The 13926-nt window shown below is 50.1% G+C and carries 11 protein-coding genes and 2 riboswitches; of the genes, 9 read left to right on the top strand and 2 right to left on the bottom strand.

Annotated elements, in window-relative coordinates; translation table 11 throughout:
* The first annotated feature begins 120 nt into the window (after positions 1-120).
* Complete coding sequence (locus tag OHJ21_RS32350) at positions 121-2181, top strand: transglycosylase domain-containing protein (RefSeq protein WP_326115653.1); 2061 nt, start codon at positions 121-123, stop codon at positions 2179-2181.
* A 112-nt stretch (positions 2182-2293) separates the two neighbouring features.
* Here OHJ21_RS32350 and OHJ21_RS32345 read toward each other — a convergent pair whose 3' ends face one another.
* Entirely contained in the window at positions 2294-3172 is an 879-nt protein-coding gene (locus OHJ21_RS32345; protein WP_100541606.1) for a hypothetical protein, read from the bottom strand.
* A 411-nt stretch (positions 3173-3583) separates the two neighbouring features.
* On the opposite strand from OHJ21_RS32345, the gene OHJ21_RS32340 reads away from it, so the two are divergent.
* The 3 genes from OHJ21_RS32340 to OHJ21_RS32330 all read left to right on the top strand — a co-directional run bounded on the left by OHJ21_RS32340 (position 3584) and on the right by OHJ21_RS32330 (position 7581).
* Positions 3584-3967, top strand: coding sequence for an ArsR/SmtB family transcription factor (locus tag OHJ21_RS32340; RefSeq protein WP_100541607.1), 384 nt, complete (start codon positions 3584-3586; stop codon positions 3965-3967).
* The gene (locus OHJ21_RS32335) at positions 3968-6229 is read left to right on the top strand and encodes a heavy metal translocating P-type ATPase (RefSeq protein WP_394059678.1); all 2262 of its coding nucleotides are present in this window, start codon (positions 3968-3970) and stop codon (positions 6227-6229) included.
* Positions 6230-6411: 182 nt separating this feature from the next.
* The gene (locus OHJ21_RS32330) at positions 6412-7581 is read left to right on the top strand and encodes a copper amine oxidase N-terminal domain-containing protein (RefSeq protein ID WP_394059679.1); all 1170 of its coding nucleotides are present in this window, start codon (positions 6412-6414) and stop codon (positions 7579-7581) included.
* Positions 7582-7675: 94 nt separating this feature from the next.
* Here OHJ21_RS32330 and OHJ21_RS32325 read toward each other — a convergent pair whose 3' ends face one another.
* Positions 7676-8194: a YwhD family protein gene (locus OHJ21_RS32325; protein ID WP_100541610.1), complete on the bottom strand. Its 519-nt coding sequence runs from the start codon at positions 8192-8194 to the stop codon at positions 7676-7678.
* Between the two features lie 148 nt (positions 8195-8342).
* On the opposite strand from OHJ21_RS32325, the gene OHJ21_RS32320 reads away from it, so the two are divergent.
* From OHJ21_RS32320 to OHJ21_RS32300, 5 genes are all read left to right on the top strand, one after another.
* The gene (locus OHJ21_RS32320; protein ID WP_100541611.1) at positions 8343-10334 is read left to right on the top strand and encodes a M1 family metallopeptidase; all 1992 of its coding nucleotides are present in this window, start codon (positions 8343-8345) and stop codon (positions 10332-10334) included.
* Between the two features lie 11 nt (positions 10335-10345).
* Positions 10346-11173 carry a hypothetical protein gene (locus OHJ21_RS32315; RefSeq protein WP_100541612.1) on the top strand — a complete coding sequence of 276 codons (828 nt, stop codon included), beginning with the start codon at positions 10346-10348 and terminating at the stop codon, positions 11171-11173.
* Positions 11174-11521: 348 nt separating this feature from the next.
* A riboswitch (cyclic di-AMP (ydaO/yuaA leader) is annotated at positions 11522-11661 on the top strand.
* 3 nt (positions 11662-11664) lie between these two features.
* Positions 11665-12138: a C40 family peptidase gene (locus OHJ21_RS32310; protein ID WP_100541613.1), complete on the top strand. Its 474-nt coding sequence runs from the start codon at positions 11665-11667 to the stop codon at positions 12136-12138.
* A 392-nt stretch (positions 12139-12530) separates the two neighbouring features.
* Positions 12531-12670: riboswitch (cyclic di-AMP (ydaO/yuaA leader) on the top strand.
* Between the two features lie 5 nt (positions 12671-12675).
* The gene (locus OHJ21_RS32305; protein WP_486022370.1) at positions 12676-13149 is read left to right on the top strand and encodes a C40 family peptidase; all 474 of its coding nucleotides are present in this window, start codon (positions 12676-12678) and stop codon (positions 13147-13149) included.
* Between the two features lie 137 nt (positions 13150-13286).
* Positions 13287-13787, top strand: coding sequence for a GNAT family N-acetyltransferase (locus OHJ21_RS32300; RefSeq protein WP_100541614.1), 501 nt, complete (start codon positions 13287-13289; stop codon positions 13785-13787).
* Positions 13788-13926: the final 139 nt, after the last annotated feature.

Raw genomic sequence — 13926 nt, 5'->3', positions numbered from 1 at the left:
GCCTTCTGCAGCCCCATACTATATAGAAAAAGAAGGCAGCCAAGGGGAATTTGAGCATATCTCCGTTTTGGCAGCGTGAAAGACTCGATTCTACAAAGAGGACTGGAAGGAGAACCACTGATGCCGGGACAAAAAAAATCACCTAAGCGCAAACGTCGTTTCGTCCGGCTTGCTACATTTCTGTTCGTACTCTTATGCATTTCCATCATCGCCGGCGGCATTCTGCTCGCCTATTTATTTATAACGCCACTGCCCGTCGCGGAAACATCCCGCTACTCCCGTCTGCTCGACAGCCAAGGCGATTTAATCGCCACCTTCTCCACCACGGGACATACATCTGAGCAAGTGAGCTTGACCGACATATCTCCCCTCCTGATCCAGGCCACCTTGGCGGTGGAGGACCGGAAATTCTATGATCATCCGGGGTTTGATATGAAGGGCATGGCCCGAGCCGTATTGGTCAACCTGCAGCATATGGATCGGAAACAAGGCGCAAGCACATTAACCCAGCAGCTTGCTCGAAACTTATACCTATCTCATGAAAAAACGTGGACACGCAAACTCAAGGAGGCCAAATTCACCGCCCAGCTTGAGATGAAATATACGAAAGATCAAATACTTGAAATGTACCTGAACGAAATTTATTACGGCCATGGAGCTTACGGTATCGAATCGGCGTCCCTGCTCTACTTCGGCAAGTCATCAAAAAACCTGACTTTGGCCGAAAGCGCGATGCTGGCCGGCATTCCAAAGGGCCCGACGTATTACTCGCCCTACAATCATATGGACAATGCGCTTAAAAGACAGCAGATTGTCCTGAATGCCATGGCGGAGACCGGGTTCATTACCGAGGCCGAGGCCGATAAAGCCGCCTCGGCCAAGCTCGCCCTGCTTCCTCAGGACCGGCAGGAGAATAAGGTGATTGCCTCCTATTTCCGGGACTATGTCCGGAGCCTCGTTACTAAACAGCTGAACATTACGGATCAGCAGCTCGAACAAGGTGGCTTAAACATCTATACGACACTGGACCCTCGGGCCCAGAAAGCAGCCGAAGAGGCTGTATCCGAGGGCATGGACAGCAAGAGCGAGCTGGAGACGGCGCTTGTATCCATCGACCCGCGTAACGGGCACATCAAAGCCATGGTTGGCGGAAAGAACTACCGTGAGAATCAATACAACCACGCGTTGGCCAAAACAAGGCAGCCCGGGTCCTCGTTTAAGCCGATTATGTACCTTACGGCTATAGCATCCAAGGAAATGACGAGCACCAGCGTGTTCAACAGCCAGCCCACCCTGTTTCATTACGATAACAACCGCAAAACGTATCAGCCCAGCAACTTCGGCGATAAATATTTAGGGGAAATTCCCATGCGGGAAGCCATCGCCGCTTCGGATAATATTTATGCCGTGAATACCATCATGAAGATCGGCGCGGATAAAGTAGCCGACATGGCGAAAAAGATGGGCATCACAAGCCCGCTGGAGCCTGTCCCTTCGCTGGCGCTGGGGACCTCGCCCGTCAGTCCGCTGGAGATGGCCTCCGCTTACGCCGTTATGGCGAATAACGGTAAACGGGTCTTGCCTGTCGCCGTACTGAGTATCACCGATGCCGCCGGTCGCAGCTTGTATACAGCGCCGGAAGACGCAGGGGAACAAGTAGTCGAGCCTGCTGCCGCTTACGTGATGACACGTATGATGGAGGGGGTATTCGAGACAGGCGGCACGGGCAACCGGGTCTCTACCCTGATGAAACGACCGGTTGCCGGGAAGACAGGTACCACCGACTCCGACGCTTGGCTCGTGGGCTATACACCGGAGCTGTCGACGGCGGTCTGGGTTGGATATGATAAAGGGCGGGAAATCAGCAAAGTCGACGGGCGGCGGGCAGCGCCGATTTTCGCGCAGTACACGGAGAAAGCGCTGGAGAATGTACCGCCCAAGATTTTTCCGATCCCGGATGAAGTCGTCAGTGCTTATGTGGATCCCAAAACCGGAAAGCTTGCGGGAGCCGACTGTCCTGGCAAAGTTCTGGAGGTCTTCGTCAAGGGTACGGAGCCTACGGAATATTGTGACGAACACGGAAACGGCGAGCCCGTGAAGAAGGCTGACCCTGCAGATGCGGCCGAGAAACAGGAAGAGCGTTCCTGGTGGAAGGATTTCAAACGATGGTGGGTCGAGTAACTCGGATCGAACCCGTCACATCAAAAAAAACAGCAAGCTCCTTTAACGGGATTTTCCCGCAAGAGGGCCTGCTGTTTTTCTTTTTTCACGATATGTTATGTAGATGGCTTCATTATAAAACGGTTATATATTCAATCATGGAACTACCAAGAGTCACGATCACGAGCATCAGTGCAACGTAAACCAGCAGGATCGCATACAGCGGATCCAGGCCGCCAACCATTCTTCTCTTGTAGCTGGTCATGACGAATAACGGCACGGTCATCACGGTGCTGATGAACGACAAAAGGATGATAACCTTCGATATATCCCCATTCAGGAACAGGAACACAAAACTGACGATATACAACACGAGGAATAAAGGCAGCAAAGCGCCGAATCTTGCCATCACTTCTTTTAGCTTCGCAGCCGGGTTGAAGGACAGCTTGACCGCAGCGAAAGTAAAGACGTTCAGCAAGAATAAGAAAATCGCAGTCCAAACGATTGGCTTTAGGACAAGATCTGCAAACGCCCCCTCGGGCAGCCCTTGCAGTTCATGATGAAGTGCTGCGTACAGCGCGAGTGGAAAAAGAACAACATAGAGCACCATGGACACGATCGCGTTGAAGAACTGGCTGCTCTCAGTTCCGGCAGCTGCGCCAAAGGGATGTCTTAGTCCCTTCAGAAAATAATCCCCGTAGAGCTGTCCGTACAATTTTAAGCTGGTCCAATAAGGATTGGGTTCCTCATCTTCATCGGAATGCTGCCGGCCTGCCGTTGAGAAGGGAATATCCGGCGGCGTATACACCGGCAAAGCAGGTTCAATCTGGCGTGCATGAGGTATCTCCCCTCTACTGCTGGCACTTCGCCTAGTGACACTGTATACCTCCGACGTTGCTGCTTGCTCTTTCATGGCGGCAAATACGGGTGAGTCCTCGATAATCAGCCTTGCCCCGCATTTCTTGCAATACTTCCCATCTCCCGTTTCATATCGACATATTGGACAAGTCATACTCTCGCCTCCCCTGTTCATACACATCCGTAAATCGAAGGATAGGTATTAGATAATGTACACATTCGAGTCGAAACGTTTGGCCCGTGCAAGGGTGTTATGTAGTGCATGAGGCGCCTTGGGCCCAGTATTCTTCCTATGCGAATTTTATATCTTTTTGCTAATAGTATAAGTTGGCGTGATATGAAATGGAAGGATTTTCTGAGGGGCGACACTGCGCCTAACCATTGGAATTGGTTAATACTATATGACTTATCGATTCATTCTTGGACTGTGACATGCTTGTGAACAATCAAACATCCGTTTGAATATCGTGTGTAAATCGGGTATATTATGACTAACAATCAAATCAACGTTTGAATATATAGAATAAAGAGCGCTTATTGCTCCTAATCCAAGGAGGTTGTTCTTATGAATGCCCGGACGATGAACGAAGAAGTCTCCCTTGAGCTGTGCGAAACGGAATGTCCTTCAACCGAAGGGATTGCTTTGTTAAAAGAAACGATCTCCGATGATGATATGATCGGCATGGCGGAAATCTTCAAGGCATTGGCCGACCCGACGCGGGTCAAGGTAGCTTATATGCTGGACCGTGGCGGCGAGCTGTGTGTTTGCGATGTAGCTGAAGTACTCGGAAGCTCAACGGCAACGGCCTCCCATCATCTGCGTACGCTGAAGAACAAAGATATCGCCAAATCGCGCAAGGCCGGAAAGAATGTATACTACTCCCTCAAAGATGACCATATCCGAACATTGCTTCACATGACGCTGGAGCACCAGAAGGAGAAGATGTAGATGAGTACGGATAACCATCAACGTTCCAAATCATCTCCGGAGGCAGGCGGCGAACTTATTGAATACCGGGTACAGGGGCTCTCCTGCCCGAACTGTACACGTGAAATGCAGGAAGAGATCCAGAAGCTGGAGCATGGGAACAATGCCCGACTGAGTTACAACAGCGGGAAGCTTACCCTCTCTCCTCATGTGAATCTAAGCCGGGTAGAAACCATTCTGAAAAGTGACGGTGCGCGCATCGTTCATGCTCCGCAGACAGCGTTATCGGCCGCCGGTGCTGCTCTACATGCCCCTTCATCGCATTCTCATGGATCGGCACAAGGACGGGACGAAGAACATGACCATGATCACGGTCAGGCTCATGAGCACCGTAACGGCAGCGAAGGAAAAATGAAGTGGCTGTTGTCCATCTCGGCTGTTTTCTATGTGCTAACCTTTCTATTAGAAGGAAAAGTCGCCGGACCGGTTGTGATCGCATTATATGCAGGTGCTATGATTCTGAGCGGGTACACCACATTCTTGCGCGGACTGCGTAACCTGACCCGCTTCAAATTCAATATGGATACCCTGATGACCGTTGCGCTCGTGGGCGCCGTCATTATCGGGGAATGGCGGGAAGCCACGCTGGTTGCCATTCTGTTTGGTCTTAACGAGCTGCTGGAAGGCTACGGCATGAATCGAGCCCGGCAATCGATGGAAGCGCTGCTGGCCGCAGCACCGAAGGAAGCGGAGCTATGGAAAGACGGTCAAACCCAGCGCGTGCCGATCGAGAGCCTCTCTCCCGGAGACGTTGTCCGGGTAAGACCGGGCGAGAAGATTCCTTCGGACGGAGCGATAACCCAAGGAACTGGCTCGGTGAACGAAGCTGCCATAACCGGGGAATCGGTGCCTGTTACGAAACGGGAGGGCGACACCGTATTTGGCGGCAGCGTAAGCACCGACGGCGTGCTTTATATCGCCATCTCGAAGGTTTATGAGGATTCCTCCCTGGCCAAGATCATGCATCTTGTACAGGAGGCACAGGACAGCAAGACGCCGACAGAGCTCTTTATCGATAAATTCGCGAAATACTATACTCCCGCTATTATGATCATCGCGCTGGCAGTTACGCTGATTCCTCCGCTGCTGCTCCATCAGCCCTGGATGACCTGGATCTATCAGGGGCTGTCCATACTCATTGTCGGGTGCCCTTGCTCGCTCGTGCTTTCTTCTCCGATTGCACTGGTCAGCGGGATGACCCGCGCGGCACGCAACGGCATTCTGATCAAAGGCGGGGTCCACCTGGAGCAGCTTGGCCGACTGGAAGCCATCGCTTTTGACAAGACGGGAACCTTGACCAAAGGTGAGCCTGCCGTCTATGCGGAGACGGTATATGATGAAACAACATTTTATGCCGTTGTAGGCGCACTGGAGCAATCCTCTCTCCATCCGTTGGCTAAAGCGGTCATGAAGCATCTGGAGATCAAGAATCCGCAGTGCATGTTTAATGAACCTCAACAGATAACGGTACTGCCCGGCGAAGGCATTCGGGCTGAGATCGGAGGGAAGCTGTTCTGGGTCGGAAGCGAGGAAGTGCTGCAGCATGTGAACGGCCCGCAAGACCATATCAGCTCCGTGGAGGAAGACATCCGGAGAATGAAGGCCCAGGGTTATACGATCGTTGCTGCCGTAAGCGAGGATCGCGTATTAGGCCAATTCGGTCTTGCCGATGAGATCAGACCGGAGACGGCAACCGTCGTCAGCAAGCTTCATGAGGCCGGTATCACGGATACGGTCATGCTGACAGGCGACCACGAGCAGTCCGCACAGGCGATAGCGAAGCAATCCGGTGTATCTCGGGTATTCGCAAGTCTCCTGCCTGAACAGAAGGTTGCCAAGATCAAGGAGCTTTCTTCCCGCAAAAAAACCGGCATGGTTGGTGATGGCATTAACGATGCCCCTGCATTGGCCGCTGCCGATCTGGGCATCGCGATGGGGAAAGGGACGGATAGTGCCATTGAAACGGCCGACGTTGTATTGATGCAGGATCACCTTGGCAAGCTGCCAGGGGCCATCCAAACGGCAAGACGGGTCAATCAGATTATCAAGTGGAATATCGGGCTCTCCTTGTCGCTGAAAGCCATTGCTTTACTGCTTACGATCCCGGGATGGCTGACCCTGTGGATTGCAATCATATCGGACATGGGCGCAACCATTATCGTGACCTTGCTTGGTCTCACCATTCTGCTTGGCAAGGATCAGGAGCTAAAATCAGGATATTGATATAACCGGAGCTTCGCCCTTTCAGGGCAGCTCCGGTTTTTTTAGTTCGTCCTTTGGCGCGCCAGCTCCAATCTCGCCATCGCATATCTCATTTTTTACATGATTTCGTGATTTAGGTGAAACATTTCCCATTATTTAGTCGTTTATATAGGCGGGAGTGAAAACCAGAAGGAGGAAATGATATGAAGTCCGTACAAATTATCAAATTAGCAGGTACCGCATCCATAGCCATGTCTTTATTGCTTACGTCCTCATCGCTCACAACGATTCCTGCCCATGCGGCAGCAGCCTCCACATCACAGAGCAAGGCAACATGGAGCACTCTGGATGTGAAACATAAACCTTATACGAATAAAGGCGTTGTATTCATTCCATTGAAGGAAGTTTCCGAACAGCTGCAGCTGCAGTTGACGATCCCCGGAAAAAAAGAGCTGTACATTAACAGCCCGACACAGTCTGTCCGCATTATCATCGGACAGTCGCGTGCAGTCAATGCCAAGGGGACCGCTCTAAAGCTCGAGGCGGCTCCGGTCGTGAAGAAAGGCGTGACTTATGTTCCCGCCAGTCTGATTACCAAAGCCTTCGGCATCCCTCTGAAGTATGACAGCAAATCCGGACTTAGAACGACCTTTGATTCTTGGTCAAAATACGCCTATGCTTCCACGGCCAATATGCTCTTCTGGGTAAATCGCGAGAATGGTATGCTGTCCATGGGTAAAGCCGGATCCACCCCAGCCCAAGTCGGCATGATCCCGGTGGAGGAAATCGATCAAGTCGGCTTAAGCGCACATCGCATCAACAGCAATACCTATGTCGTCGACTTGTCCAATTATTACGGCGAACCTCATATTCATGAGGGAAGATACCGGCTGCTCATTCAGGACAAGAAAATCCTGAAGCTATCCAAAACCAAACATTCCAATTTTGCCGGAATTAACTACAAACCGGACCAACTCAGCTACAAAGGCAATATTGCCATGATGAACGGCAGCACGCTGGAGCTGGTTCATCCGACGGGCAAAACGGTCAAAACTTATGACCTGGCCGCGCTCACGGGAGTAAAGGATCATTTTGTTGTAGAAGCGATCGAACAGGACTTCCTGCTCGTCCGACCATACACGAAGGCGACCCTGTATATCGTTCATCCGACAGGCAAGACAGCCGAGCTTATCTATCCTGAACTTCTGGACGAGGAAACCATCAAGGTCATTGAGGAAATGCCGCCGAACGAGGTGGGCTTCATTGGTGACGGTCTTACGTATATCGGATATGCCGGCGGCAAGCTGACGCTCCAATACAAAAATCCGTTTCTCGATCAAAAAGAAAAACTGACCTACGCTCTTCCATTCTAACCATACGCAATTACAAAAAGACCGGCAGGATTCGATCACGAATCCAACCGGTCTTTTCACTTGCGCATCTAGAACAATGCTTTCATTTATTGTATTATTCCTCGGTTCGAAGGGCTTCCTTAATTTCCTCTGGGGATGCATTCCACCATTCCTCGTTACGCGAAATCAGCAGCTCACGCAGCGCTCTCTTCTCCACGTCGCCAAGCCCATCCAGAATAATCTTGCGCTTCATCGCCGCATCCATTTTATTCACATGATCGGCGAGGATCTTCCAGCCGCGGCGGGCCTCGTGGTCAATCCACATTTCACAGGCGGTCATGCCTGCATAATGCTGTCCCTCCGCGGTACGATCTACAGCTACCCACACGATCCACACCTGGCGTCCGTTGGGTACTTCATCCCGGTTCATGCTGAAACGGATGCCCTTCTCCACCTTACTCTTGGCGTGCATGGCTCCAATGTCCACTCGGGCTTCGCCATTGTCGATAATGACGGGCGACAAACTGTTCAGATCGATGGAGCCTGATCCAAACCCCTTATGTTTACTCTTGCTATTAATAATATTCAAAGCAATCGGTTTCTTCGCACCCTGCTTCTGCTCTTCATTCTCCACTGCTGCCGACCTCCTATATCAGAGCCGATTCATACGTATCAGCTGCTAAATTGATAACCCATGTCCCAATAATTTTATTTTAACTAATAATCCCCCAAAAGCAAACATATACATGCACTAGATGCTTGTCAACGGGAGGTTGTTCGATATGGTCCCACCACGTGCCAAAGTCTTTCTATCATCCCTGCTTGCCATAGGTTTGCTTGCAGGATCGATGCCGATATTTCTGAATCCAGGGTCCTCAGCGTCTGCTCTTGCCCCAAATGCGGGCAAGCCCTCCGCCTCTGCCGTGGAGAAGGCCCCGCTCTCACCGCCTAAGGTGCAGCCTAATATTCCCGCTCCGGCCTTAAGCGACCGGCTGGTGGAATATCATATGGATGTTCGGTACGAGCCTGAGGAGAACAAGCTTAAGGGCAAACAGACACTCACTTGGACTCATCCAGGCAAAAAAAGCGTAAACGAGCTGTACTTTCATCTGTATCCCAATGCATTTGCTTCCAATGACACGACCTTTATGAAGGAATCGGGCGGCAGGCTTCGTTCCGATCCCATGCCAGACGACGGATACGGCTCCATGGCCATTACCAGCGTGAAAACAACCGAAGGACTGGCCCTGACCCATCGCCTTCAATTTGTTCAACCGGATGACGGCAACATCAAGGATCACAGCCTTGCCAAGCTCCGGCTGCCTAAACCCATCAAGAGCGGGGAGAGTGTTACCATTCACTTGGAGTTCGAGGTCGAACTTCCCAAAATATTTGCTCGCATGGGAACCACCGAGAATTTTATTATGGCCGGCCAATGGTTTCCTAAACTTTCGGTCTATGAACCCGCTGGTCTTCGCGGAAGAACAGAGGAAGGCTGGAATCTTCATCAATACCATGGCAACTCCGAATTCTATTCGAACTTCGGCATCTACAGCGTTCGCATCCGAGTGCCCGAAAATTACATTGTCGCGGCGACCGGATTCCCTACCAAGCCTGCCCAAAAATCAAACGGGGAAAAAATTTATCAATTCTATGCGGATGATGTGCATGATTTTGCCTGGTCGGCATCGCCAAACTTTGTCACGGCAGAAGAAGCATTCTCCGCACCAGGCGTACCGGGGGTCCGCATCAAGCTGTATCTCGATCCGGCCCATAAAGACTTAAAGGAGCGTTACTTTGATGCCGCCAAGTCGGCACTCGCTTCGTTTGGAAAATGGTACGGAACCTATCCGTATTCCACGTTGTCCATCGTCGTTCCGCCGGAATCGGGCAACGGGGCAGGCGGCATGGAATACCCGACGCTGGTCACGGCCTTCGGTGCCAAAAACGATTCGCCGGGATATGAGCTGGAGCGGACCGTCATTCATGAGATCGCCCATCAATATTTTTACGGAATGATCGCAAGTAATGAATTTGAGGAAGCGTGGCTGGACGAGGCCTTTGCAACCTATGCTGAAGAACGAGTGATGGAAAAAGAATACGGTATTACCTCCAATACGGCAGCTCAGGGAGCATCCATTACTTCCCCTGCACCGCTGAAGATGGAATCCTGGAAATACAGCTCCCACGAAAACTACGCACTGAATGTTTACACGAGGGGCAAGCTGGTGCTGCAAGGCATCGAACGGCAGGTCGGTCCGCAGATGATGGAGAAGATTCTTCATACGTATGCCCAGAAATACCGGTTCAAGCATCCGACCACGTCCGACTTCCAGAAAGTTGTAGAGCAAGTAAGCAAAACGTCCTGGCAGCCGTATTTTGACCAATATGTATATGGAAGCCAGATGGCGGATGTCGCCATCGACGTGATCAAAACCAAAAATAAAGGCACGGCGGAACATCCTCGTTATGAGTCTACGGTCAAGATTACGAGCAAGGACGGGGATATAACCAATGTGCCGATCGTGTTCGCCTTTGAGGATGGCAAAACGGTGGAGCGGACCTGGAGCGGCAAGGACGGCAAAGTTACTTACACCCTGGAGTACAGCACTCCGCTCGCCTGGGCCATGGTTGATCCCAAATACTCCATCGTCCTGGAGAACAAACACATCAATAACTATATGAAGGCAGGAATGGATCCGAAGGTGGTTACACGCTGGAATCTCAGTATTACCAAGCTTGTGGAGACGCTGTTCGGCAGCCTGTCATGGTGAGGGGGGAGCACATGAAAAGTTACGCAGGCCAAGGGTGGACCAGTGTTAAAGACCAGCTATACGTCTCGATTCTGCTCTTCTTATACCGTTTGCTGTGGGGATACTGCCTGTACCGACTCGTAAAATCGGCAGTCGTTCCCCTTCTGATGCGATATCCGGATTCTGCCCCTAACGAGCTCAGCCGTCTGTTATTCTTCTATGAGGGCGAGATGAGCCTAACCCTGAGCAGCACGGTCCACACCTACGGATGGCTTCTGGCCGGTTTGCTCCTGATCCGGATGGTTCTCACCCCGCTCATTCGGGCCGGCATCTTCTACAACCTTCACCAGGAAGCCAAGGGCGAGCGTGGTTTATTCTTCTTCACTGGCATGCGCAAACTGTGGAAACCTGTAACGCTATTCTATCTGATTGAGCTTATTCTCACCTTTGTGCCCGGTTACTGGCTTCTGCCCAAAATTCTTCCGATTCTGCTAAATGGGATTCAGGAGCCTGTTCTGCTCCTTCATGCACTGCCGTATGCCGTTGGCTGGTTCTTGTACGCCTATCTAATCCGCCTGTTATTGCTCTATATGCAGTTCGGGCGCACGGGAGACTTTGGTATGATCAGCTCTCTCCATGCGCTCTTCCGCCGCTTGGGCACGGCAGTGCTGTTATCCATCACCATCGGCGGATCCGCCTGTGTCATTCTGTTGCTCCTGAGCTCGGCTTCGCTCTTCTGGGCCGGGTTGATCGGCTTAATTATTCAGCAGGCCTCTTATTTTCTGAATGGACTTTTCCAAATTTGGGTAATTTCCGCTCAATATCATTTGTGGAGAGATTCCTCCTCATCGCATCCTTAATCGTTACAATTCGTTACCCTGAAATGATGAAACATGCTCGCGAATAAGCTGTAATCCGAAGTGACACGTTTCTATCCGGGTCTTGATTTTACAAAGAATAAGAGTTCATTTATCCTCTATATTACAAATTTCTGAGCGCCAAATTACAAAAAAACCTGTTTCCCCAAGATGGGGACAGGTTTTTTTGTTTAAAAATGATCTTTCCTCGTTTGCCAAATTGTTAATACTCTGCTAAAATAACGAATATGTTAGTAACAACTTTGTCATCTTTACTGTAACTTTTTGTTGGAACGATGTAAATTCGTTATCTATGTTGGAACGTCAGACGTCAATGAATGGGTTCATCAACATTTTAAGGAGCCGAATTCCCATAACGATATGGGAAGCGGGGGATCCGTTTTGGGTGAATTGATCTCGCAAGAGAGGGATCATAGGGGACCTTCAACCGAACCCTTAAGCTAACCTCGCAGGCAATGGAAGGAGCTTTTGTTTTGAAAAAGAAGTTAACGGCTGTTTCTCTAGGCCTCGCACTCGCACTCACATTAGGGACCGGAAGCGCTTTCGCCGATTCCAAATTAAATACTGCAATCAAACCAGCCATTGGTGTCTCTTATAAAACAGGCGGAACCACAACGAATGGTTTTGACTGCTCCGGATTCACCAGCTATGTTTACAAGAAGCTTGGCCTTAGCCTGCCGCGTACATCTGCAGCTCAATACAAAGTAGGTACGGCAGTATCCAAGAGCAACCTGAAAGCTGGCGATCTCGTGTTCTTCAACACATCCGGTAGAGGTGTATCTCATGTGGGTATATATGTTGGGAGCGGCAAATTCGCTCATTCCTCATCTTCGCGTGGTGTCATTATCAGTCCGCTAAGCCAGAGCTATTATGCCAACCGATATGTAGGCGCTAAGAGAATTATGAGTCAAAATACGTACAAATCTGTAGCTGTGAACTACAATTAATGTTGGAACTTTATTGATTTACTCTTACAAGAAAGCCCTGGGCTTATGAGATTGTGCCGATCTCATCCAGCGGCTTTTTTCTTTTGTTTATTCTGTCTATACCTTTATAACGTTCAGGACAACGGAAAAGTTCCCGCTTTTCGAAAAAAAATGAAATTTATTCTACAAGTTCACTTCACTTCGCCATGTCTTCACATCTTCTACCCTTTATATACCCTTCTCTCCCTTCATTAAACACCCATTTTGGAAAAATATTGATTTTATCCGATGCTTCGACGGCTAATGCTATTGAAAAATAGCGAAATTCACCAAGAAATAATTGCCAATCTCGCTTGCTGTCTGATAGAATGGACGCAGTAACAACTTTGTCATTAATGTAAGTGCTTTAATCATAGATTGCTATGCCGAATTCCCGGCCGAACGGGAAGCGGGGGAACCAACCCACGGGTGAATTGATCTTGCCGTCAAGAGATCATAGGGAACCTTCAACCGAACCCTCAAGCTAACCTCGCAGGCAACGAAAAGGAGCTTTCCATGCTGAAGAAAACATTATCGACAGCAGCCCTGAGTATCACGCTGTTGTTCACTTTGGGCGTTGGCAGCGTGTTTGCGGATCGTGCGCTGGATCACGAAATCGATAAGGTGCTAGGTACAAAATACAGCTACGGCGGCACGACCACGATCGGATTTGACTGTTCCGGCTTCACCATGTATGTATATGCTAAACTCGGTCTGAAGCTACCGCATCAATCCGGCTCTCAATTCGACATGGGGACAAGTGTATCCCGTAAGGAGCTGCGCGCTGGCGATTTAGTGTTTTTCAACACATCGGGCCAGGGCATCTCCCACGTCGGCATTTATGTCGGCGATGACAAATTTGCCCATGCCTCCTCCAACCGCGGCGTGGTAATTAACCGCCTTTCAGAGGAGTACTATGATCAGCGATACGTGGGTGCGAAGCGTATTATGAGCAATGATAAGTATGAAGAGTCAACCGGTGAAACATCCTAAGTTATAGAGGCTAATCATCCTATACATACTGCTTGCCCGTTAAAGGAGCCCTTACCTCTCTTTGACGGGCTTTTTGATGTGACTTGAATATTCGTAAAATGGTTATTATTCATGCATACGATAGGAGGATTTCGCAAATGGATGCAACACCGATTTCATTTCACACTGTAATCATGCGTGAAGAGCACGCGGAAGAAATATGCGCCTGGACCTATCCTCCTCCCTATAATATCTATGGCTTTCTTCCCTGGGAGCAGATGAAAGGGCTTGAGGTGGAGTTTGGCGATCCGGACATTCGCCAGAGGCAGTACATCTCGATTCTGGATGAATGGGAGGCCCTTTGGGGGTTTGCCCAACTGTTTCCGATGCATGAGGTTACACGAATCGGACTTGGCATGCGGCCTGATTGGTGCGGGCGTGGAATGGGTAAACGGTTTATGCAGACGATTGTCCGGGAAGCCAGGCGGAGGCGCCCTGCCGACGAAATTGACCTGGAGGTGTTGACCTGGAATGAGCGTGCGATTCGCGCTTATCAAAGGGCGGGCTTTCACATCACCGATACGTACGAGCGGCTTACGCCAACGGGTAACGCCCTTTTCCATTGTATGGTGTATGAGCCCCCGGCAAATGAGGAATAGTAATCTTTGTCTATATGAAAAAGCACAATTTTGTGTACTTTTTATGAAGCCACGCCGTATAGTTGCTTTTTTTGTCACAACTGGCTATGCTGTCTATGGATGTTGGTTTATAATGGAGACAAGTGCAAAAGTGCAGTAT

The organism is Virgibacillus sp. LDC1, assembly GCF_025792345.1.
In the GTDB taxonomy this organism is placed as follows: domain Bacteria; phylum Bacillota; class Bacilli; order Paenibacillales; family Paenibacillaceae; genus Paenibacillus_AQ; species Paenibacillus_AQ lautus.
Note: the sequence above shows the minus strand (reverse complement) of the source record. Positions and strands in the feature narration are given on the sequence as shown.

Excerpts from the sequence above, each read along its gene's own strand:
- OHJ21_RS32320 (WP_100541611.1), top strand. The coding sequence starts at position 8,343 with ATGGTCCCACCACGTGCCAAAGTCTTTCTATCATCCCTGCTTGCCATA.
- OHJ21_RS32315 (WP_100541612.1), top strand. The coding sequence starts at position 10,346 with ATGAAAAGTTACGCAGGCCAAGGGTGGACCAGTGTTAAAGACCAGCTA.
- OHJ21_RS32335 (WP_394059678.1), top strand. The coding sequence starts at position 3,968 with ATGAGTACGGATAACCATCAACGTTCCAAATCATCTCCGGAGGCAGGC.
- OHJ21_RS32340 (WP_100541607.1), top strand. The coding sequence starts at position 3,584 with ATGAATGCCCGGACGATGAACGAAGAAGTCTCCCTTGAGCTGTGCGAA.
- OHJ21_RS32300 (WP_100541614.1), top strand. The coding sequence starts at position 13,287 with ATGGATGCAACACCGATTTCATTTCACACTGTAATCATGCGTGAAGAG.
- OHJ21_RS32350 (WP_326115653.1), top strand. The coding sequence starts at position 121 with ATGCCGGGACAAAAAAAATCACCTAAGCGCAAACGTCGTTTCGTCCGG.
- OHJ21_RS32330 (WP_394059679.1), top strand. The coding sequence starts at position 6,412 with ATGAAGTCCGTACAAATTATCAAATTAGCAGGTACCGCATCCATAGCC.
- OHJ21_RS32345 (WP_100541606.1), bottom strand. The coding sequence starts at position 3,172 with ATGACTTGTCCAATATGTCGATATGAAACGGGAGATGGGAAGTATTGC.